Genomic DNA, 20,207 nt, shown 5'->3' with positions numbered 1-20,207 from the left:
AAGCGGGCGAGGATGGCGCGGCGCGGCTCAATGCCAATGATGCATGGACGGCATTCGACGCCATCAACGATCTGTTCGTACCGGGGCCTACCGGCACGAATGTTAATGATCTACGCGCGATTTTGATTAAAAGATGATACGCGCGATTGCCGGGTAAGCACTAGCTGACGGGCAAATGCTCCAATTCGAACATCGCGGCTCCTGACTGGCAATCATAGTGAGCTTTTATATCGCCTGATTACAGTTTTTGCTGTCGATATTAACAGAAATTAATTCCAGTAAGATTGGGGGTGTCAAGCATAATAAGGGAATGCATCTCCCACGAAAGGAATCGTGTTCGTATCGGGTGATGCTTGTTATAAGGCAGCCATAAGTCGGATTCTTTCTGAGTAGCTCTTAAGCCGAATACCTTCTTTCAAGAGCGATCTGGCGGGCAAGCCTTGCGGTCTCTTCATCAGATATAAGGACATTTCCCATGCCTGATAACAACGCTGCGGCAATTGCTTCTGTCTTGTTGAGACCACCCGACGCGAACACGACGGTTGGCACGTTTTTCAATGTATCGAAGGAAGGCGCTATAGCACGCTGATTGATCGGGTGATTGATCGGCGATCCGTTCTTGTCGATAAATTGCGCCATGATATCGCCGCAAGCACCTGCTGCGATCAACTCCGCCAGCTTGACATCGCTCGGCAATCCGTAGCGTACCAACAGGGAACGCGTGGTCATGTCTCCGATACTGACGATGATAATATCGTTTTTTCGAATCTGCTCGAAGGCATCCTCGAAAACATCCTGGCTCACGATCGCGTCCCGCGACTGAGGACTGCCGGCATAGATCGGTGCTGCGAGATAGGCGCACTGGGCATTGAGCTGGCGTGCAAGATCGCTCGCAATATCGAATGTATTGATTTCGATCCCGTGCGTTAACCCGCCAAGCACTGAATTCACGAAGACGTCAGAGCGCTTCATCACGGGAATATGGCGCACCATCTCACGCAATGTAGCGCCCCAGCCAACACCGATTCCCGATACTCCGGTGGTGTTCAATTGAGTGACGAGATAATCGGCCGTTGCCTGCCCAATCAGAACCGGCACGAGATCGGCGTTCTCGGGCGTGGGTACGATGCTCGCATGATGCAAAGAAAAGTCGGCTATAAGCTGCTGTTCAAGTTCGACGCACGAAGCCAGTCGGGAGTTCAGCGTGATCGTCACCAGCCCCGACCGGCGCGCTTCGGCAATGATCTTGTTGATGCGCAATCGATTAGTGGAAAGTGCCTGGGCTATTTCTCCCTGAGTGCGGCCTTCCATGAAGTACTGCCAGACCACACGCATCTGCATTCGTTCGTCAGCGTGAACGGCTGAAGAATTTTGCGTCGGTTTCCCGTTCATTGTCTGAACCTCATTTTCCCGTCATGCAAATTCGCTGTTCGGCGTCCTAGTTTGAAGACGTTTGACCATCCCTGATTAGCAGCGCTTTCCTTGTTCGAAAAGATATTTGCATGATCGGCTGCATAGCGTGCCCTTCTTCCCTTCCAGCTCATATCGCACAGGAATTTACAATTGTAAATTAATATTGACATTTGTATGAACGCCCTTCTAGATTGAAGGCAACAAACGAAGCCCAAATGGGAGAAGAAGGCTATGCCACGAGCAAACCAGACGACGAAGCCGCTTCGAGGTTTCTCCTGGCGACTCAATTTTGGTGCAATTTGGTGATCGCGATGAACAGCTTGTGCTTGACGAACGAGCTCGAAAATATTGCGCTGGTCATTTTCGATTGTGACGGCGTGCTGATCGATAGTGAACCCCTCGCCAGCCGGACGCTTGCCGAAATGCTGCAGGAAGCCGGAATATTTATAGACGCGCGGGAGGCACATGTCAGGTTCACTGGCAATTCGGAACCGGCAATTCGCAAGATATGCGAAGAAGAGTTTGGTTTGACGGACGTTGATGCGCGTTTTGAAGCCTGGCACGAAAACCTCTACCGGGAATTCGGCCGTTCACTTAGGTCGATGCCGGGCATGGATGCGGTGGTTGCGAGTATCAATCGCCCCAAATGTGTGGCCTCTAACAGTTCTCTCGACCGTTTGCAGAAAAGCTTGGGAAGGCTCGATCTCTGGGAGCATTTTTATCCGGCTGTGTTCAGCGCTCAAATGGTGGCCAGCCCCAAGCCCGCTGCAGACCTTGTTCTGCTTTGCGCGGAGAAATTTCAGGTCAGGCCGGAGCATTGCGCGATGATCGATGACAGTCCGCATGGAATAGTAGCCGCTGTAGCGGCAGGAGCTGTGGCAATAGGATTTGTCGATCCGGCAGATCCGAGGCCTGATCGCGCATCCCTTCTGATGGCCAGTGGGGCATCGTTCATCGCCCATGGTGCAGCAGAATTGCCGGTCGCGATATCTGCGGCCAATAATTTGCTCGGTGAAGCAAACAGGGTGGCTTGAACGCCGTGTTACATTTGCAAGATTGCACCAACAACTGTAAGCTTTTATTCGATGCGGTGAATTGATCTAATCAGTTTACAATCCGGGGAACGAAAAAATGGCCCGCGTCATACAGATTTCAGATACCCATCTTGGCCGCCGGAAGGCGCATTTCGTGGGCAACTGGCAACCCTTGCGAGACTGGCTTGTCAGTCAGAATCCGGATCTCATCATTCATTCCGGCGACATCAGCGTGGATGGTGCGGATGTCGATGATGATTTTGTATTCTGTCACGAGATCATGGCGGATCTGCCGGCTCCGATGCTTGTCGTTCCGGGAAATCACGATGTTGGTGAACCGAAAAGCGTGCATCAGCCGACTGACAATCATCGTCTGGAGCGCTGGAACCGCCAGTTTGGCAAGGATTTTTGGATGAAAGACGAGGGAAGCTGGCGTCTGATCGGTTTTGATTCCATGATCCTTAGTTCTGGTCTCTCAGCCGAAGAAGAGCAGTTTCACTGGCTGGAACAACAGATGGATAATGCGAATGGCCGCCACATCGCATGGTTTTGTCATCAGCCGTTGTTCATAAATAGTTGGGATGACGTCGATAATGGTTATTGGTCGGTCAAGCGCGAACCACGTGGCCGACTGCAGGATCTGGTCAAGCGTTTCGGTGTTGATCTCATTGCCAGTGGCCATCTTCATCTTTCGCACGATTTTGTTCTCGACGGGGTTCAGTTCGTCTGGTGCCCGTCGGCTGCGTTCGCAGTCGGTCCCGACATGCAGCCGCCGCTGGGCGGTGAAAAGCAGCTTGGCGCGGTGCGTTATGATTTCTCGGATGCGGGTTTTACATTCGAACGCGTGCATCTGCCGGAATTGACGATGATGTGGATCGACGACGTCGTGCACGAAGTTTACCCCCCGCGATAAATTGGCGGACGACGAATGCTGGAGGAGAGCTTTTGTCCCAGGTTGATATTCAAAACATAAGCAAATCGTTCGGCACTCTTCGGGTGTTGGATGACATCAATATTTCGATCCGTGACGGGGAGTTTCTTACACTCGTCGGCCCTTCCGGCTGTGGGAAATCAACCTTGGTGCGCATTATTGCCGGTCTGGAAAGGCAAACCTCCGGCACGATTTGCGTGGATGGTTCGCCTGTGAACCATTTGCGTCCCCACGAACGCAAAGTGTCCATGGTTTTTCAGAGTTATGCGCTCTATCCACATATGACTGTTTTCGACAATATCGCCGTTCCGCTAACAGTTGAAAAACTGAGTCTCTTCGAGCGAATTCCACTTCTGAAATATCTGTCACCGCGGCGTAAAAAGCTGATGTATGGGATCGGCGAACAGGTGGAATCCGTCGCCGCGCAATTGAAAATAGAAGCTCTTCTTGGGCGAAAACCCGCTCAGCTTTCGGGCGGGCAACGACAGCGTGTTGCCCTCGGCAGAGCAATGGTTCGTCAGCCGCGCGCCTTCCTGATGGATGAACCGCTGTCCAATTTGGACGCAAAACTGCGCGTCCATATGCGTACCGAACTGACGGAACTGCATAGGCGGATGCGGGCGACTTTCATTTATGTCACCCATGATCAGACCGAGGCCATGACCATGTCGGATCGTGTCGCGATGATGGATGGCGGCAAGGTACAACAGCTTGGAACACCGTCTGAGCTTTACGAGCGGCCCGCCAATCTGGAAGTGGCCCGTTTTATTGGAAGCCCGACAATAAACACGATGGCTGCCACCGTCGGACAAGGCGGTCGCGTGGAGATACAGGGCAGATCCCTCGGTATCGCTGTCGATTTGGCGCAGGGCCAGAATGTGACTCTGGGTATCAGGCCAGAGGCGCTCAGTTTGCTTACGAACGAGCGGACATCCGCATACCGGTCGATCATCGACGCGCGCTTGCGCCGGATGGAGAATCTTGGGGCCGAATTCCTTTACCATTTCGACCTGACCGGCACTGACGCGAACAGCTTTATCGTACGGGCGGCTTCGTCTCATAACACTATCCATGAAGGGGATGTCGTGCGGCTCACCTTCGATCCCGCTCTTTGTCATATTTTCGGTCCCGATGGACGTCGGGTGGAAAAAACACCTGTGCTTTTATCGGGCGATGAGGCGGGGAGGCCGAAACATGGCTCTATCGTCTGAGAATGCCGTTACCTTCGGGAACGGGAGACGAGTTTTCATCGAGAAACTGACAGGGCTCGGACTTGCAGGGCCAGCACTGCTTCTGCTCCTGCTGTTACATATCGTGCCTCTGATCATGCTGGTCGTTTTGAGCCTCACCGACTATCAACTGGGTGACCTCGCGTTGAATTTTGTCGGTCTCAAGAACTTTTCGAGCGCCTTGCAGGACGATGCGTTTCGACGGTCGCTTTTCAATACCTTCATCTACGTAGCCATCGTCGTTCCTGGTTCGGTCGGTCTCGGCCTTTTGTTTGCACTCCTCATTCATGGCAGAAAACAGAGTCGGGCGATCTATGAGGTGATATTCTTCCTGCCAGTCACCGCGACCCTTATCGCCATGGCGTCGGTTTGGAAATTTCTACTCCACCCTACTCTCGGCCCTATCAACGCAGTTATCGTTGCGCTGGGCGTCGAACCGGTGAACTTTCTCAGCGATCCCTCTTATGCGCTGCCGACGCTAGCGGTCATCGGCATCTGGCAGCTCGTCGGTTTCAATATGGTGTTGTTTCTGGCGGGGCTCTCTTCGATCCCCAAAGATCTCTATGAAGCCGCAGATATTGACGGCGCAGCGGGCGTGATCGACAGGTTTCTAACCGTAACCTGGCCCATGCTCGGACCGACGACTATGTTCGTCCTCATCACGACGTCGATCACCGCCTTCAAGGTGTTTGATACTGTGGTTGCTATAACGCGAGGCGGTCCGCAGGATTCCACCAATGTGATCCTCTATGCGATTTATCTGGAAGGTTTCCAGTATTTCTCGACTGCCTACGCCGCTGCCCTGACGCTGGTCTTCCTGACATTTATTCTGATTTTCTCCGGTATCCAGACTTTTTTCATCGATAGGAGGGTCCACTATTGATAGCGCAACACAACGAAACCGCTGCAATCGGCAACCCGCCAGCCCGAAATTCGACGAGATTGAAAAAGGGTCTGATGTTTCTGACGGTCCACGGAATCCTGGTCCTCGGTGCAATCTTCATTCTCATGCCGTTCGTCTGGATGCTTGTGACATCAATCAAGCCGCCGAACGAGATCTTCAGTGCGCAGTTGCGATTATGGCCAACGCAGTTTTATGGCGTCGAAAATTACAGCTTTGCACTGGAAAGCGCACCTCTGCTTCGCTTTGCCTTGAATGGCGTCATTGTTTGTGCCGGGATACTTCTGGTGCAGCTAATTGTGGCCATTCCCTGCGCCTATGCACTGGCCAAGCTGGAATTCACTGGTCGCAACGTATTCTTCGTTCTGATCCTGCTCGCTTTGGCCATACCCATACAGGTGCCGGCGCTTCCACTTTACATAGCTCTGGCCTGGGTCGGTCAGTTGAATACCTATTTCTCGATGATGCTGCCGTTTTTCCTGTCGGCCTTCGCGATCTTCCTGTTCCGGCAATTCTTCAGGAGTTTTCCCGATGACATCATTAATGCCGCGCGTCTGGATGGCATGGGAGAGCTGGAAATCATCTGGCGCATTGTCACGCCAAGCGCCATGCCCGCCATCGCAGCATTCTCGGTCTTTTCGATCGTAGCGCATTGGAACGATCTTTATTGGCCGCTCATCGTGATTTCCGACAACCAGCTCGCACCGCCACCGCTTGGAATGCTGCTCTTTGCAGATGCCGAAACCGGTTCGAATTACGGCGCACTGACGGCTGCAGCAACCATGCTGACTGCGCCTTTGGTGATCTGTTTCCTGGTTGCTCGCAAACGCTTCATTCAGGGCATCACCATGACCGGCGTTAAATAAAAACCTCAATAAATAGAAGAGTTTTATCCAGGGAGGAACCAATGAAACACATAGCAAAACTCATCGCTGCCAGTGTTTTGACAATGCAGATGACGGGAACAGCGCTGGCCGCCGACGTAACGCTGGACGTGCTCTATGCTCAACCGGGCTTCGCGAAGTTTCACGATCCGATCGCACAGGCCTTCATGAAAGAGCATCCAGACATAAAAATAAAATTCCGGGCTCCAGCGAAGGATTACGATGAAGGACACCTTCTGATGCAGCGGCTCGCCGTGACCAATCAGTTGCCCGACATCTATTTCCCAGGCTACCATCTGCTGCCGGAACTTGCGCGCACATTGTCCAAGCGCAAACAGATTACCGACCTAAAACCGTTTCTGGACGCTGAACCGGAAAGCTGGAAAACGGAGAATTATTCGCAGTCGATGCTTAACTTGGGCATCGTTGACGGCGTCAAATACGGAATGGCCTTCAATGCGTCGCTTCCCATTATTTATGTGAACGAAAACGCAGTAGAGAAAGCTGGTCTGGACCCAAAGGAAGTACCATCCAGTTGGGACGATTTGCTGGCGCGCGCCAAAAAAATCCATGACGCGGACCCGAAAATGGCGGGTATCGGTTATACAATCTACGACTGGCCCGATGACTGGCTCTGGCAGACCATTTTGCGTCAGGAAGGGACACAACTCGTTGATCCTGAAACAGGAAAGGTCGGTTTCAACAATGAGAAGGGTCTGGCAGCCCTGAAAATTCTTCGCCGTATGGTGACCGATGGTGGCGAGACCTTGCTGGAATTCGAACAAGCGCGCCAGCAGTTCGCCGCGGGCCAGACGGCCTATTTTGTAGACACTCCGGCACGTCTCGCACAGATCATCGGTCTGGTTGGAGATCGCTTTAAACTGAACACGATGGCAGTGCCGCTCGATGACAAGGAGAATGGTGGCTTTCCCACTGGTGGCGCAGCCGGGATCATTCTTTCGCAAGATGAAGCCGTGCAGAAAGCTGCATGGGAATATCTGAAATTCGCTACCGGCCCGAAAGGGCAGACTATTGTGGTGGAAACAACGGGTTATCTGCCGACAAACAAGCTGGCTAACGGTGCTGACTATCTTGCTCCATTCTACGAAAAGGAGCCGCGTTTCAAAACGGTGGCATCAGAGATAGAACAGGCGCGACCATGGGAAGGTTATCCGACGGGTTCATCGGTTCGCATCTGGCGGGCAGCACGCGATGTTATCGCCAAAGTTATGCGGGGTGATCTTACTCCCGACGATGGGCTTCCCGAACTTGTAAAAACTGTCGATGCGATGACCCAGTAACGGTCGAGTATCTAGGCAGAGTTTTATCGTCAGGGGCGCAATATTTCGGCGCGCCCCTGTTGGTGTTCGTGAAATAGCGGAGATGCTTTACAATCCATGATGTCCGCGAAAGCGTTCTGCGACGTCCGCTACATGAAGATTACCTCGACGTTACAGCCTGCCGTATGTGACCTGTAACGAATTTGAATGGGACGGAGAGGTTTCCTCTGCTCGCTGTTTTGACTGGCAATCAGTCCGGGATGTGGTCGCACAGACGGAATAATCGAGCCGTAGAGTTCAGAACCCATGAAATACCATATCAAGCGCAGCCACAATCTCGTCATGCGATGCAGAAAGGTTTGTAACTGGCGTCTTCAAGACTGATACTGGTATTGCGGCCATGAACTGTGTGACTAGGACGTACTCCTCTCCTTCAATATCAAAGCTGGGATTAAGCCGTTTGGCGGGGATGGGGGCCAGCGTTTTGATAATGAGAGGGATGACAATACGTGTTTTAAGCTCATCCAGTAGATCGGCCTGCACGTCGAGCACATAGCCACCACCCGGATTGGAATAAACGTCATATCTCGCCATTAGAACCGACGATAATGGTCGAGAGGTAAGCCATTTGCTTCGATGTAAGCATTTGAGCTTTGCATCGCTGCACGGTTATCTTTTTTCCAAAGTGCTGATTTGGCAGCAGCCAACGCCTGTGCAATACCAATTTCGGCTGCGCGCGAAATATTAATATTATGGCGGCGTGCTTCCGAAAGAAGCTCACTATCGATTGAAAGATTGGCCGCGCGTTTGAATGTGCGGGTAGGTTGCGATTGTGGCATTAGAAACGTTCCTCGTTGCCCGGAATATATGCGCATAACTATGCGCAAACAACCGTAATATTGTACCCCCTCAGTCACAGCCATTTAAACCAGCTAACGATGGGCCTACCATTACAAGGATGTTGATTTTCACGGAGAAGTAAAAATCAACATCGGACCATTTTGACGGGGGTGCTTTCAGATCCTGACGCGCCGTGAAAGTGGCCCACCCCATGCTGCATTAATAGTTAAGTCACAGATGAAGATTGAAATTAGTTCCGTCAATATATGATACATCAGATATTGACACATCAGATTTCCTGCTTCAGGATCATGGGGTAGATACGGATGAAAAGCAGGTGCGCCTTTGCGTGATAGTGTTTCCCCATTCTCACCCATCAAGGTGAAGAGCCTCAGAGATCATGTGCATGACGATCTGCGGGAGGCGATTATCTCGGGTCGGTTGAAGTCTGGCGACAGATTGAATGAGCGACAATTGGCAGCTGACCTCGGTATCAGCACCAGCCCTCTAAAAGAAGCGCTGCGCCAGCTTGAAGGTGAGGGGCTTGTGCGCACGGAAGCACGGCGCGGTACATTTGTTTCGTTCAATGCGCGACAGGCCGAAGAGATGACGCTGGCGCGTGCAGCGCTTGAAAGCATTATCGCGCGACAGGCTGCAAAACATGGCGATGAAGAAGCTTTTGCCTTTCTTCGCGCAGTCATTGAGGAAATGCGGGCGGCCGTCGAAACGGGCGATGTGGATGCGCTGATCGAGCTCAATGAGAAATTTCATGATGCCATTCACGAGGCATCAGGATGCGAATATCTGCGGCGGCTGCAAAATGCGCAGCGGATGTATGACCATGCAGCACGGGTGACGGTGCTTTCTCGCGAAGATGTGCGCCGGCAGTCATTCGGCGAACATGAAGCGATTATGCAGGCTATCACGGCTAGAAATGGGGATTTAGCCGAGCGATTGATGCGGGAGCATATCGTGAAAGCGGGGGATACACATATCGAACTGGTCTTCTGACCAGTACCTGGGAGGGTAATATGAATTTAGCGGAATACCGCGGGGTGCTGAGAGGCATCTCGGGCGTGCATGCGACTGCCTATAACACAGATGGCGAGATTGATGCCGCACTAACCACCGAAATTGTTGCACGTATCGCAAAAGCTGGCGTGCACAACATCGTCACCGGCGGCAATACCGGCGAGTTCTACAGCATGACTGTGGATGAAGTGATCCGCCTGCAGGCAATCGCCGTCAAAGCGGTTGATGGCAAAGCTGCGGTAACGGCCGCAGCCGGACGCTCGGTCCGCGATGCAATCAAGGTATTAAAAGCCGCGCAGGCTGAGGGTGCGGATGGCGTGATGATCCATCATCCACTTGATCCCTTCGCTGCCCCTCATGCACAGGTCGATTACTTTATCAAAATTGCAGAAGCCACCGACCTTCCGATCGTTGCATATATCCGCTCCGATCTGATCCCGTTGGATGAGATGGTGCGGCTTGCAACCCATCCGAAAGTTGCGGGTGTGAAATTCGCATCGCAAAATACGATGTTGTTCTTTGAATGCTGCCGCGCAACCAAGGGAACCGATGCGACCTGGATTTGTGGCCTGGCCGAAAGCTGGGCATTACCGTTTTACGCATTGGGCGGACGTGGCTTTACATCCGGTCTCGTCAATGTGGCACCGGAACGCTCAATGGCTGTTTGGAATGCGCTGGAAGCTGGCGATTACGCCCGTGCTCGTGCCGTTGTTGAAAGCATTGCCGATTTTGAAAACATGCGGACCAAGTACCGCAATGGTGCAAACGTCACAGTGGTCAAGGAAGCACTGCAAATTCAGGGTTTTGCCGTCGGCGATGTCCGGCTACCGGGCCTGCCGAAACTTGAAGCGGCTGACCGCAAGGCACTCGAAAAGGTCGTTGCGGGTTGGGAGACCGATGCAATTGTCTGAAAATTAGAAGGCCGGCACGTACCGACAGGAGGAAGCGGTGTGTGCGGGACAAGTAAAAAAGGTGGAGGAGAACATGACCAAAGGAATTTCACGCCGCACATTCATGGCGGGGGCTGGATTTGCAACCGGCGCAGGACTTTTGCTGCCCAAGGGTGCTGCTTGGGCACAATCGGCAAAGCTGCCATCATCGCCCGTCGCACTGAATGTCATTGACGCGGCTGGCAATCTCGCGCTGACACAGCCGATTTTCGACAATTTTGCTTCTGAACAAAAAGCGCTCGTTTCGCGCTTCACGTTCAACAAGGCACCAGCACCCGAACTGCCGGGCAAGATCAAGGCGCAACAGCGCGCCAACCGGATCGACATCGACATGGTGATCGTCGGGCCGGACGCGCTTTCCGCCGGACTTGCCGATGATATATGGAGCGACATTATTGCGCTGCCGGATAATGGCTTGCCGAAGCTTCAAGATATCTATCTCGAACCGGCATGGCGCATGCAGGAAATGTCGAAGGGCAAGGGCGTTGTGGTGTCCTATTATCCATCCGGTCCATTGCTCGAATATCACCCTGAGAAGGTCAAGACGCCGCCAAAGACGGCCGAAGAGCTTCTGGCCTGGACAAAGGAAAATCCAAACAAGTTCATCTATGCCCGACCGGCAAATTCTGGTCCGGGTCGCACATTCCTGATGGGTCTGCCTTACCTGCTTGGCGACAGCGATCCGAAAGATCCGGTCAAGGGATGGGACAAGACCTGGGCCTATCTGAAGGAACTGCACAAGAATATCGAATATTATCCCGCTGGCACTGGCGCTCTGATGAAAGAGCTCGGCGAAGGCACGCGCGACATGACGGTGACGACCACCGGCTGGGATATCAATCCGCGTGCGCTCGGCGTTGTGCCGAAGGAGATGGGCGTCAGCAAGCTGGAGGGCTTCCACTGGGTTTGCGATGCACATTATTTCGCCATTCCCAAAGGCGTGTCAGAGGAAAAAATCGCGGTGCTGATGGAGTTCATCAAGTTCTCACTCAAGCCCGACCAACAGGCCTATTCCTACGATGCCGGCTATTTCTATCCGGGTCCTGCAGTGAAGGACGTCACCATCGAAATGGCGCCGAAGGAAAGCCAGAACATCATCGCGGAGTTCGGCCGTCCGGAATATGCCGACTGGATTGCCAACAATCCAATCGAGTTGCCACTTGAGCCGGAAGCTCTGGTGGCCGCATTCCGCCGTTGGGACGAAGACGTCGCGGCTGGCTGATTGACCGAAAGCTGGGTGGCGGGCCATGAAGGGCGCGCCATCGGCCGCTGATAGTCGCCAATTCTAAATCATGGTGCTTGCGTCAATGTCCTTTCAAGAACTCCGGCTAGACCGGATGAGCCGATCATTTGGAACTTTCAATGCGCTGAGGGAAATCAACCTCACAATCAGGAAAGGCGAGTTCATCGCACTTCTCGGACCGTCGGGTTGTGGCAAGTCGACGGCTCTCAATTGCATCGCCGGACTTCTAGGCACGACGGGCGGCGGTATTTATATCGACAACCGTCGCGTCGATCAGCAGAAACCGGAAGACCGCGGTTTCGGTATGGTGTTCCAGAACTATGCCCTGTTTCCACATATGAATGTTCTGCAGAATGTCGGGTTCGGCCTCAAGATGCGCGGTCTGGCAAAAAGCGAGATCGAAAAGCGTGCACGCGCCGCATTGGCTTTGGTGCGCCTGCAAGGACAGGAAGAAAAGCTGCCCGGACAGCTTTCCGGCGGCCAGCAGCAGCGCGTGGCGATTGCCCGCGCCATTGTCATCGAGCCACCGGTGGTCTTGATGGACGAGCCACTTTCTAATCTCGATGCGAAGCTACGCCTTGAAATGCGGGCCGAAATCCGCCGCATCCATAACCAGCTTGGTTCGACGACGATCTATGTGACCCATGATCAGGACGAGGCCTTGTCTTTGGCGGATCGTATTGTCGTGTTGCGTGATGGTGAAATCCGCCAAGTCGGCAAGCCGCATGAGCTTTATGAAGAGCCGCGCTATCGTGATGTCGCAGCCTTCATGGGTTTCCGCAACGCCTTGCCGGGCAAAGTCGTGCGCGTCGAGAACGGGCAGGCGATCATTTCTATCGCGGGAAGTGAACTCGTTGGCCGTGCGATGGATGGGCTTGAGGCGGGTGATGATGCCGTGCTGATGGCACGCGGCGATGATGTCGTGTCTGGTTCGGGCCATCGCAATGATTTGGATGCAACGGTCGAAACCATCGAATATCGAGGGCGCGAATATGTTGGCACGGCCAGTACTGAAACCGGGATGGAGCTGATCTTTCACGGGCCGCAGGGGGTGGAGCCGGGCAGCCGTATCGTACTCGGCATTGATGCTGGTCATGCGCTGATTTTTCCGGCGGAGGGCTGAACGATGGCGGCTGAGACTTATGCAGATACCCCGCTCAAGCCAGGCTTGCGGCAACGGCTCGCTAATCGTGGCTTCGACGGCGTCACACTTCTAATCCTGCCTGCGCTTCTCTTTGTGGTAGGCGTCTTCATTTATCCGTTTCTTTATGGATTGGTTCTGTCGTTCAATCCGCTTGATGGCGACGGGGCGTTGGCCAATTACCGCAAGTTCTTCTCCGATCCCTATCTCTATAAAACCATAGGTGCGACGCTCTGGCTGGCTATTCCGGTGACGCTTATCAGTGTCCTGTTTGCCGTTCCGATTGCCATGCGTGTCCGGCTGATGCCGCGGCAACGTCTTCTGACGACAATCCTGGTTCTGCCAGTCACTCTGGGAACGGTTCTTATTGCCGAAGGGCTTTTGAACTATCTCGGGCCGCAGGGCTGGTTCAGCCGCACGTTAATCACGATCGGCCTGATCGACAGCCCATTGAAGCTCACCAATAATTACTGGGGCGTCTTTGCGTCGCTGGTCATCACGGTGTTTCCATTCACCTTTCTGCTGACGCTTTCCTATATAACCGGTATCGATCCCGCACTGGAACGCGCCGCCGCCACCCATGGCGCCAATAGCTGGCAGCGTTTCCGCCATGTCATGCTGCCCCTACTTGTGCCGGGGCTCGTCGTTGCAGCCTGCCTTACCTTCGTGCAGGCCTTTGCCGTGTTTCCGTCCGCCGTCCTGTTGGGGGCACCCTCGGGGCCGACGCGTGTGATTTCGATTGCCGCAGCCCAGGCCGCCTTCGAGCAATACGATGACTCCATGGCGTCATCCATCGCCATGATTATGGCGGCAGTGCAATTGCTCGTGGTCGGCGCGCTCCTCGGGGTGCGTTCATTCTTCTATCGCGGTTCTACTGCCGGCGGAAAGGGATAGGTCATGATCCGCGATACTTCCATTCTTTCCAAGCTCTGGATCACTCTTGTCTGGCTTGTGACCGGCTTCTTTGTGCTCAATGTTCTGGCGGTCATCGTGGCCGTGGTGGTTTCCAGTTTTGGCACGCGCTGGCTCGGCACATGGCTACCGGAAGCGTTTACCACACGCTGGTATGCAGCGGCCTGGGCTGAGTTTCAGCTTGATCAGGTGCTGCTGGTCACTTTCCAGGTCGTGTTTGCCGTCGTCATCCTTTCGGGATTTCTTGGCGTGACAGCAGCTTATGCAATGGCGCGCCGGGATTTTCCGGGCAAGAAAATCGTTCTGCTGATTTTCCTTCTGCCGCTTCTGGTTCCGCCCATTACATTTGGCATTCCGCTCGCGACAGTGCTCTATAAGTTTGGCGTTGGTGGAACTTTCTGGGGTGTGGTTTTGGCTAATCTTGTGCCGACGGTCCCCTTTGTCATCCTTGTGATGGTGCCGTTTATCGAGCAGATCGATCCCAAGGTTGAAGCAGCAGCGCGGGTCTTTGGTGCGGGCACCTTCAAACTATTTCTGCATGTTTTGCTGCCAATGCTCACCCCGGGCATTCTTGCAGCCATGCTGCTGGTGCTGGTGCGCACGGTTGCCATGTTCGAACTGACCTTCCTGACGGCTGGCCCGACATCGCAGACGCTGGTGGTCGCGCTTTACTATTCCGTCTTTGCGGCAGGTGTCCGCTCGGTTCAGTCCATTGATGCAATGGCCGTCATCTACATGGTGACATCATTGGTCTGGCTTCTGCTGGCACTGCGCTTTGTCAACCCAACGCAGATTGTAGCGCGCAGTCGCCAGCCGTCTGCGCATTGATAGGGCCAAAGATTTTGGGCCAGAATTTATTCGGAGTGCATGATGAAAATTACGGCCATTGAAACCGTACAACTGCCGCACCTCAACAATATTCTGTGGGTGCAGGTCCATACCGATGAGGGGATCATCGGCTTGGGCGAAACGTTCCGCGGGGCAAATGCGGTTGCTGCCTATATTCACAGCGACATCGCTCCGCAATTGGTGGGCCAGAACCCTCTGGAAATTGAACGCATTTCAAAATTGTTGCTGGAGCCTTATGTCGGCTTCCGCTCTTCGGGTGTGGAGATACGTGCGGCTTCGGCCATTGATATCGCGCTTTGGGATATTTTCGGGCAACTGACCAATCAGCCGATCCATCAGTTGCTTGGTGGTCTCTCGCGTCCCTCGATCCGCACCTATAATACCTGTGCGGGCTATACCTATAACAAGAGCGGCGCCCGTCGTTATATCGGCGATCAGGATGACGCAAAGGAAGGCCCTTACGAAGATCAGCTGGCGTTTCATCGTGATGCCGGAGCGCTTGCGCAAAGCCTGTTGTCGGAAGGTATTACGGCCATGAAAATCTGGCCGTTCGACCCCTTTGCGGTGAGCAGTGGCGGCAATTACATTCACGCCACCGATCTCGACAAGGCGCTGGTTCCATTTCGCCAGATCCGCGATACGGTGGGCGATCAGATGGAAATCATGGTCGAGTTTCATTCGATGTGGGATCTGACATCAGCACTGACGATTGCGCGTGAACTCAAAGCCTTCAGGCCCTTCTGGTCGGAAGATCCTATCAAGATGATGAACCCGCAGGCGCTGGCCGTTTATGCGCGTCAGTCCGGCATTCCCGTCTGCGCCAGTGAAACTATGGCAACTCGTGCGCAGTTTCTCGATGTGCTGCGTGCCGATGCATCCGATTATGTGATGCTTGACATTTCATGGTGCGGCGGGCTTTCCGAAGCGAAGAAGATTGCAACCATGGCCGAGGCGTTCCAGCGCCCCATAGCGCCGCATGATTGTACTGGTCCGGTGGTTTTCGCAGCCTCGATCCATCTTTCTCTCAATGCACCCAATGCGATTTTTCAGGAATCTGTGCGCGCCTATTACACCTCATGGTATCGCGATCTGGTGACTGTGATGCCACGCATCGAAAAGGGTGTGATCTATCCGTTTGAAGGTGCCGGTCTGGGACTCAAACTCTCTGACTTTGTTCTTGAAAACCCCGATGTGGTCCGTCGTAAAACGGGGGCTGTGTAATGGCCCATTTTCGCTGCATAGCCGATCTGCGCGGACAACTCACTGAAAGCCCTGTCTGGGATGACAGACGTAAAACGCTGTTTGCATGCGATATCAACGGGCAGAAAGTTTATGAGATTGATCTCGATAAAGGGCCGCTGCGCGAATGGTCTTTCGAGACTGCAGTTCCTTGTCTCGGGCTTGCGGAAAGCGGCCGACTGGTCGTTTCGCTTGCGCGCGAGATTATCCTGTTTGATCCCGAAACATTGGAACGCCAGACTCTTTGGGATGGTTATGACGAGCCGGAAACATCGCGCCTGAATGACGGCAAGATTGGACCGGACGGAGCCTTCTGGATCGGTAGCATGGATGCGCGTCCACAGCGTGAGGCCATTTCAAAACTCTATCGTGTGACTGCTGACGGCAAAGCCGAAATCAAGGCGGAAGGTTTTGAGATTTCCAACGGTCTTGCATGGACTGCCGATGCTGCAACGATGTTCCATACAGATTCCCGTGGGCCATGGATTGATCGCTATGATTTTGACGTCGAAACCGGATCGATAAGCAATCGTACCCGCATTGCTGATCTTGATGAAGAGGCGGGGCGTCCTGATGGTGGTGCCTGCGATAGTGATGGCAATTACTGGAGTGCCGGAGTTTCTGCCGGTGTCCTCAACCGCTTTGATCGCAATGGAAAGCTGCTCGATCGCGTAGCGGCTCCCGTTCCTGCACCGACAATGCCATGTTTTTGCGGCCCGGATCTTACGCTTCTTGCCGTCACGTCTCATCGCCTAGGAGCATCTGAAACATTGGAAGCTGCACCGCAATCAGGTGGCATTCACCTCATGCAGGCGCCTGTTGCGGGTGCGAAAATTGCCAGAATGAAGGGAGTCTGAACGGATGAAACGTCTGCTTCTCACCGGCGCGTCAGGCAATCTGGGGCGTATGCTGGCTAAAAGACTGACACAGGCAGGCTATTGGCTGCGCTTGTCCGATATCGCACCGTTTCCCGATGCTATGCCGGAGAATGCCGAGTTCATTCAGGCCGATCTGATGGATGCCGGTGCCATTACCGAGCTTGTGCGTGGTATGGATGCGATTCTGCACTTTGGTGGCATCAGTGTGGAGCAGCCTTATGATGCGGTTGCCAAAGCCAATCTGCTTGGTGTTACGCATGTTTTTGAAGCGGCAAGGGCTGAAAAGCAGCGCGTCATTTTCGCTAGCTCCAACCATACGATCGGCTTTTATCCTCGCGACAAGGCGCTTGGCGCGGATGAGTCATATAGACCCGACGGCTATTACGGGCTTTCCAAGGCCTATGGTGAACTGCTTGGGCGCATGATGTTTGACAAGCACGGTATTGAAAGCGTGCATCTGCGTATCGGTTCCTGCGTGCCAGAGCCAACAGAAGCGCGGCATTTATCGACATGGCTTTCGCATGATGATCTGGTTCGGCTGCTGATAGCAGCTGTTGAAGCCCCAAAAACAGACGTTGCAATCGTCTGGGGTGTTTCCGCTAATGCCGCGCGCTGGTGGGAGAAGGATGATGCAGCGCTGATCGGTTATGTTCCGCAGGATGATGCTTCCCGCTACGGCGATCTGGCGGAAACCGGCGATCCTGTATCGCGCAGGTTTCAGGGCGGAACATTCACCGCCCATGACTACTCGCGTGAGGAATGAAGCTGTGGTGCCCATGGTTGTTGAACTCAACGCTTATAATTATCGTCTGAGGCTTGCCCCCCAATATGGAGCAACTCTGCTTGAGGCAGAGTGGCACCACCCGGATGGCTCATGGGTAGAATTACTTGAGCCACTCGCAACACCCGAAGCGGGCCTGAAAGCAGGGTGCTTCGTGATGGCACCTTTTGCCAATCGTATAGATGGTGGGCGGTTCGCTTTTGAAGGAAAAACTGTTCAGCTGCCGATCAATGCGCCACAGGAAGGCATGGCTATTCATGGCTTTTCGAGGATGCATAGCTGGGAGGTTGTGGAGACCAGCGACAATCGGGTGCATGTGCGGGATGAGGTTCACAGTGCCGACCATCCCTACTCATACAGGCTGGATCAAATCATCGATATTGCGCCTGATGGCTTTCGCATATCGCTGAGTATCCAGAATGAAGGCGACAGCGCTCTGCCGTTCGGCATTGGCTTGCATCCGTGGTTTTCTAAAACCAACAAGGCAACGCTTGAATTTCAATCCAATGGCGCACCACAGCTTGATACACGCGGATTACCACAAGGTATCCCCGAAGCTATCGACTGGTTTACTCCGGGAAACACAATTGCTCTGTCAAAATTGTCGCTGGTGAATTGCTGTTTCACAGGCTGGAACCGTGAGGCGACAATACGCTGGCCGGAAACATCAACTGGCCTCCGGCTTAAAGGCGAGGGCGCGTTGCGGCATCTCCATGTTTTCAATCCACAGGATCGCGCAGTCTTTTGCGCTGAACCGGTAAGTCACCTGCCGGATGTTATCAATAGGCCAACGCTTGGTGAGGATGCAGCCATGACAGTTCTCAATCCTGGAGAAGCGCTGACGGGTGCTCTCCTGTTCTCCGCTCATCTTTTGCCAGACAATGCACCTGGCATTTGCAGAAATTTGCGCGGCTCAAATACCGGGAAGGCCCTGAAATGACCAGAAAAGCATATGAAGATCTGCGTTCTGCGCGCTGGATGTTGCCAGATGATCAGCGTTCTTCCGGCCATCGTTCAAGAACCATGCAGATGGGGTATGATCCGGTGGATTGGGAGGGCAAGCCAATCATCGCAATCATCAATACCTGGTCGGATGCACAACCTTGTCATGCGCATTTCAAGGATCGTGTTGAGTGGGTGAAGCGCGGCATTCTGCAAGCAGGCGGTTTTCCGCTTGAGCTTCCCGCATTGTCGCTTTCTGAAAGCTATGTGAAGCCAACAACCATGCTCTACCGCAACATGCTGGCGATGGAGACGGAAGAGCTTCTGCGTTCTCATCCGGTTGATGGTGCTGTCCTGATGGGCGGCTGTGACAAGACCACGCCGGCACTCATTATGGGCGCCACCAGTGCTGGCTATCCCTTCATCTTCCTGCCTGCAGGCCCCATGCTTCGTGGCAATTATGCTGGAAAGACGCTTGGATCTGGCACGGATATGTTCAAGTTCTGGGATGAACGTCGCGCAGGCACCATTGGTAAGGAAGAATGGCAGGGCATAGAAGGTGGCATTGCCCGCAGCTACGGCCATTGCATGACGATGGGTACGGCATCCACCATGACAGTGATTGCAGAGGCCATGGGGCTGTCGCTGCCTGGTGCATCATCAATTCCTGCGGCTGATGCCAATCATCAGCGCATGTCAACGCAATGCGGTCGCCGCATTGTCGAGATGGTGTGGGACGATCTGACACCAGACCAGATTATCACACCGGCAGCGGTGAAGAATTCGGTTATTGTTGCAATGGCGACCGGTTGCTCCACCAATGCAATCATTCATCTGATTGCGATGGCGCGACGGGCAGGTGTTCCGCTCGAACTGGATGACCTTGATCGTATCGGACGAACAACACCTGTCATCGCCAATATCCGCCCCTCCGGTTCCACCTATCTGATGGAGGATTTTTATTATGCCGGCGGCATTCGCGCGCTGATGCGTCAGCTCGGCGACAAGCTTGATCCCTCAGCCATTACCATTACCGGAAAACCGCTGACCGAGGGGCTGGAACAAGCGCAGATCTATAATGAAGATGTTATCAGGCCGTTGTCCAATCCGGTGTATCGTGAAGGGTCACTGGCCGTCTTGAAGGGCAATCTCTGCCCGGATGGCGCAGTGATCAAGCCCGCTGCCTGCGATCCCAAATTTCATCGGCATACAGGCCCGGCGCTGGTCGCAGACAGCTATCCTGAGCTTAAGAAAATTATCGATGATCCTGATTATCCGCTGACGCCGGACACGGTTCTTGTGCTGCGCAATGCCGGTCCGCAGGGCGGGCCCGGAATGCCCGAATGGGGCATGATCCCGATGCCGAAAGCTCTGCTGAGGCTTGGTCTCAGGGATATGGTGCGAATTTCGGACGCGCGTATGTCAGGGACAAGCTTCGGTGCCTGTGTACTGCATGTGGCACCGGAATCCTTTATCGGCGGACCGCTGGCCTTGCTGAAAACCGGCGATATGGTCGAGCTCGATATTCCGGCGCGCAGTCTCAACATGCTTGTTTCCCAAGATGAACTGGCTGCCCGCCGTGCAGCTTGGGAAAAGCCGGAACCCAAGTATGAGCGTGGCTATGGCTTCGTCTTTTCCAAGCATGTCGAGCAGGCCGACAAGGGCTGCGATTTTGATTTCCTGAAAACCGATTTTGGTCGTCCGGTTGACGAGCCGGTCATTTATTAA

At 53.8% G+C, this 20,207-nt stretch carries 21 protein-coding genes; 18 read left to right on the top strand and 3 right to left on the bottom strand.

Annotated elements, in window-relative coordinates; genetic code table 11:
• A partial coding sequence (locus F9K91_RS23290) for an MOFRL family protein (RefSeq protein WP_328593084.1) occupies positions 1–137 on the top strand: 137 nt, incomplete at its 5' end.
• A gap of 259 nt (positions 138–396) precedes the next feature.
• Here the strand turns inward: F9K91_RS23290 and F9K91_RS23285 are convergent.
• Positions 397–1,392: a sugar-binding transcriptional regulator gene (locus F9K91_RS23285; protein WP_151678859.1), complete on the bottom strand. Its 996-nt coding sequence runs from the start codon at positions 1,390–1,392 to the stop codon at positions 397–399.
• Between the two features lie 332 nt (positions 1,393–1,724).
• Here F9K91_RS23285 and F9K91_RS23280 point away from each other — a divergent pair, with 332 nt between their 5' ends.
• The 6 genes from F9K91_RS23280 (at position 1,725) to F9K91_RS23255 (ending at position 7,693) form a co-directional block, all read left to right on the top strand.
• Positions 1,725–2,447 carry an HAD family hydrolase gene (locus tag F9K91_RS23280; protein ID WP_151678858.1) on the top strand — a complete coding sequence of 241 codons (723 nt, stop codon included), beginning with the start codon at positions 1,725–1,727 and terminating at the stop codon, positions 2,445–2,447.
• 97 nt (positions 2,448–2,544) lie between these two features.
• Positions 2,545–3,360: a metallophosphoesterase family protein gene (locus tag F9K91_RS23275; protein ID WP_151678857.1), complete on the top strand. Its 816-nt coding sequence runs from the start codon at positions 2,545–2,547 to the stop codon at positions 3,358–3,360.
• A gap of 32 nt (positions 3,361–3,392) precedes the next feature.
• Positions 3,393–4,589 carry an ABC transporter ATP-binding protein gene (locus F9K91_RS23270; RefSeq protein WP_151678856.1) on the top strand — a complete coding sequence of 399 codons (1,197 nt, stop codon included), beginning with the start codon at positions 3,393–3,395 and terminating at the stop codon, positions 4,587–4,589.
• Positions 4,573–5,490, top strand: coding sequence for a carbohydrate ABC transporter permease (locus tag F9K91_RS23265; RefSeq protein WP_151678855.1), 918 nt, complete (start codon positions 4,573–4,575; stop codon positions 5,488–5,490). The genes F9K91_RS23270 and F9K91_RS23265 overlap by 17 nt, the downstream gene beginning before the upstream one ends.
• Before the next feature lie 74 nt (positions 5,491–5,564).
• Positions 5,565–6,374, top strand: a complete 810-nt coding sequence (locus tag F9K91_RS23260) for a carbohydrate ABC transporter permease (RefSeq protein WP_167522267.1) — start codon at positions 5,565–5,567, stop codon at positions 6,372–6,374.
• A 41-nt stretch (positions 6,375–6,415) separates the two neighbouring features.
• On the top strand, positions 6,416–7,693 hold the full coding sequence (locus tag F9K91_RS23255) for an ABC transporter substrate-binding protein (protein WP_151678853.1): 1,278 nt from the start codon (positions 6,416–6,418) through the stop codon (positions 7,691–7,693).
• 276 nt (positions 7,694–7,969) lie between these two features.
• Here F9K91_RS23255 and F9K91_RS23250 read toward each other — a convergent pair whose 3' ends face one another.
• Both F9K91_RS23250 and F9K91_RS23245 read right to left on the bottom strand, forming a co-directional pair.
• The gene (locus F9K91_RS23250) at positions 7,970–8,266 is read right to left on the bottom strand and encodes a CcdB family protein (RefSeq protein ID WP_151678852.1); all 297 of its coding nucleotides are present in this window, start codon (positions 8,264–8,266) and stop codon (positions 7,970–7,972) included.
• Complete coding sequence (locus tag F9K91_RS23245) at positions 8,266–8,511, bottom strand: type II toxin-antitoxin system CcdA family antitoxin (protein WP_151678851.1); 246 nt, start codon at positions 8,509–8,511, stop codon at positions 8,266–8,268. Before F9K91_RS23245 ends, F9K91_RS23250 begins: the two co-directional genes overlap by 1 nt.
• Positions 8,512–8,914: 403 nt before the next feature.
• Here F9K91_RS23245 and F9K91_RS23240 point away from each other — a divergent pair, with 403 nt between their 5' ends.
• The 11 genes from F9K91_RS23240 to araD all read left to right on the top strand — a co-directional run bounded on the left by F9K91_RS23240 (position 8,915) and on the right by araD (position 20,207).
• Positions 8,915–9,523, top strand: a complete 609-nt coding sequence (locus F9K91_RS23240) for a GntR family transcriptional regulator (RefSeq protein WP_064322256.1) — start codon at positions 8,915–8,917, stop codon at positions 9,521–9,523.
• A gap of 20 nt (positions 9,524–9,543) precedes the next feature.
• Positions 9,544–10,455, top strand: coding sequence for a dihydrodipicolinate synthase family protein (locus tag F9K91_RS23235; protein ID WP_151557534.1), 912 nt, complete (start codon positions 9,544–9,546; stop codon positions 10,453–10,455).
• Between the two features lie 103 nt (positions 10,456–10,558).
• Positions 10,559–11,716: an extracellular solute-binding protein gene (locus tag F9K91_RS23230; protein WP_235913408.1), complete on the top strand. Its 1,158-nt coding sequence runs from the start codon at positions 10,559–10,561 to the stop codon at positions 11,714–11,716.
• Positions 11,717–11,786: 70 nt separating this feature from the next.
• The gene (locus F9K91_RS23225; RefSeq protein ID WP_192799311.1) at positions 11,787–12,860 is read left to right on the top strand and encodes an ABC transporter ATP-binding protein; all 1,074 of its coding nucleotides are present in this window, start codon (positions 11,787–11,789) and stop codon (positions 12,858–12,860) included.
• Between the two features lie 3 nt (positions 12,861–12,863).
• Entirely contained in the window at positions 12,864–13,772 is a 909-nt protein-coding gene (locus F9K91_RS23220) for an ABC transporter permease (protein ID WP_151678849.1), read from the top strand.
• A 3-nt stretch (positions 13,773–13,775) separates the two neighbouring features.
• Positions 13,776–14,618: an ABC transporter permease gene (locus F9K91_RS23215; protein WP_061348206.1), complete on the top strand. Its 843-nt coding sequence runs from the start codon at positions 13,776–13,778 to the stop codon at positions 14,616–14,618.
• A 42-nt stretch (positions 14,619–14,660) separates the two neighbouring features.
• On the top strand, positions 14,661–15,860 hold the full coding sequence (locus F9K91_RS23210; RefSeq protein ID WP_151678860.1) for a mandelate racemase/muconate lactonizing enzyme family protein: 1,200 nt from the start codon (positions 14,661–14,663) through the stop codon (positions 15,858–15,860).
• Positions 15,860–16,735: an SMP-30/gluconolactonase/LRE family protein gene (locus F9K91_RS23205; RefSeq protein ID WP_151678848.1), complete on the top strand. Its 876-nt coding sequence runs from the start codon at positions 15,860–15,862 to the stop codon at positions 16,733–16,735. Before F9K91_RS23210 ends, F9K91_RS23205 begins: the two co-directional genes overlap by 1 nt.
• Positions 16,736–16,739: 4 nt before the next feature.
• The gene (locus F9K91_RS23200) at positions 16,740–17,519 is read left to right on the top strand and encodes an NAD-dependent epimerase/dehydratase family protein (protein ID WP_151557523.1); all 780 of its coding nucleotides are present in this window, start codon (positions 16,740–16,742) and stop codon (positions 17,517–17,519) included.
• A 13-nt stretch (positions 17,520–17,532) separates the two neighbouring features.
• Positions 17,533–18,477, top strand: coding sequence for an aldose epimerase family protein (locus F9K91_RS23195; RefSeq protein ID WP_167522266.1), 945 nt, complete (start codon positions 17,533–17,535; stop codon positions 18,475–18,477).
• Positions 18,474–20,207, top strand: coding sequence for an L-arabinonate dehydratase (gene araD, locus F9K91_RS23190; protein WP_151678846.1), 1,734 nt, complete (start codon positions 18,474–18,476; stop codon positions 20,205–20,207). Before F9K91_RS23195 ends, araD begins: the two co-directional genes overlap by 4 nt.

Origin of the sequence: Brucella tritici, assembly GCF_008932295.1 — a bacterium.
GTDB lineage: Bacteria > Pseudomonadota > Alphaproteobacteria > Rhizobiales > Rhizobiaceae > Brucella > Brucella tritici.
Note: the sequence above shows the minus strand (reverse complement) of the source record. Positions and strands in the feature narration are given on the sequence as shown.

Excerpts from the sequence above, each read along its gene's own strand:
- F9K91_RS23275 (WP_151678857.1), top strand. The coding sequence starts at position 2,545 with ATGGCCCGCGTCATACAGATTTCAGATACCCATCTTGGCCGCCGGAAG.
- F9K91_RS23250 (WP_151678852.1), bottom strand. The coding sequence starts at position 8,266 with ATGGCGAGATATGACGTTTATTCCAATCCGGGTGGTGGCTATGTGCTC.
- F9K91_RS23230 (WP_235913408.1), top strand. The coding sequence starts at position 10,559 with ATGGCGGGGGCTGGATTTGCAACCGGCGCAGGACTTTTGCTGCCCAAG.
- F9K91_RS23205 (WP_151678848.1), top strand. The coding sequence starts at position 15,860 with ATGGCCCATTTTCGCTGCATAGCCGATCTGCGCGGACAACTCACTGAA.
- F9K91_RS23255 (WP_151678853.1), top strand. The coding sequence starts at position 6,416 with ATGAAACACATAGCAAAACTCATCGCTGCCAGTGTTTTGACAATGCAG.
- araD (WP_151678846.1), top strand. The coding sequence starts at position 18,474 with ATGACCAGAAAAGCATATGAAGATCTGCGTTCTGCGCGCTGGATGTTG.
- F9K91_RS23195 (WP_167522266.1), top strand. The coding sequence starts at position 17,533 with ATGGTTGTTGAACTCAACGCTTATAATTATCGTCTGAGGCTTGCCCCC.
- F9K91_RS23200 (WP_151557523.1), top strand. The coding sequence starts at position 16,740 with ATGAAACGTCTGCTTCTCACCGGCGCGTCAGGCAATCTGGGGCGTATG.
- F9K91_RS23285 (WP_151678859.1), bottom strand. The coding sequence starts at position 1,392 with ATGAACGGGAAACCGACGCAAAATTCTTCAGCCGTTCACGCTGACGAA.
- F9K91_RS23260 (WP_167522267.1), top strand. The coding sequence starts at position 5,565 with ATGTTTCTGACGGTCCACGGAATCCTGGTCCTCGGTGCAATCTTCATT.
- F9K91_RS23265 (WP_151678855.1), top strand. The coding sequence starts at position 4,573 with ATGGCTCTATCGTCTGAGAATGCCGTTACCTTCGGGAACGGGAGACGA.
- F9K91_RS23215 (WP_061348206.1), top strand. The coding sequence starts at position 13,776 with ATGATCCGCGATACTTCCATTCTTTCCAAGCTCTGGATCACTCTTGTC.
- F9K91_RS23210 (WP_151678860.1), top strand. The coding sequence starts at position 14,661 with ATGAAAATTACGGCCATTGAAACCGTACAACTGCCGCACCTCAACAAT.
- F9K91_RS23280 (WP_151678858.1), top strand. The coding sequence starts at position 1,725 with ATGAACAGCTTGTGCTTGACGAACGAGCTCGAAAATATTGCGCTGGTC.
- F9K91_RS23235 (WP_151557534.1), top strand. The coding sequence starts at position 9,544 with ATGAATTTAGCGGAATACCGCGGGGTGCTGAGAGGCATCTCGGGCGTG.
- F9K91_RS23220 (WP_151678849.1), top strand. The coding sequence starts at position 12,864 with ATGGCGGCTGAGACTTATGCAGATACCCCGCTCAAGCCAGGCTTGCGG.
- F9K91_RS23245 (WP_151678851.1), bottom strand. The coding sequence starts at position 8,511 with ATGCCACAATCGCAACCTACCCGCACATTCAAACGCGCGGCCAATCTT.
- F9K91_RS23225 (WP_192799311.1), top strand. The coding sequence starts at position 11,787 with ATGGTGCTTGCGTCAATGTCCTTTCAAGAACTCCGGCTAGACCGGATG.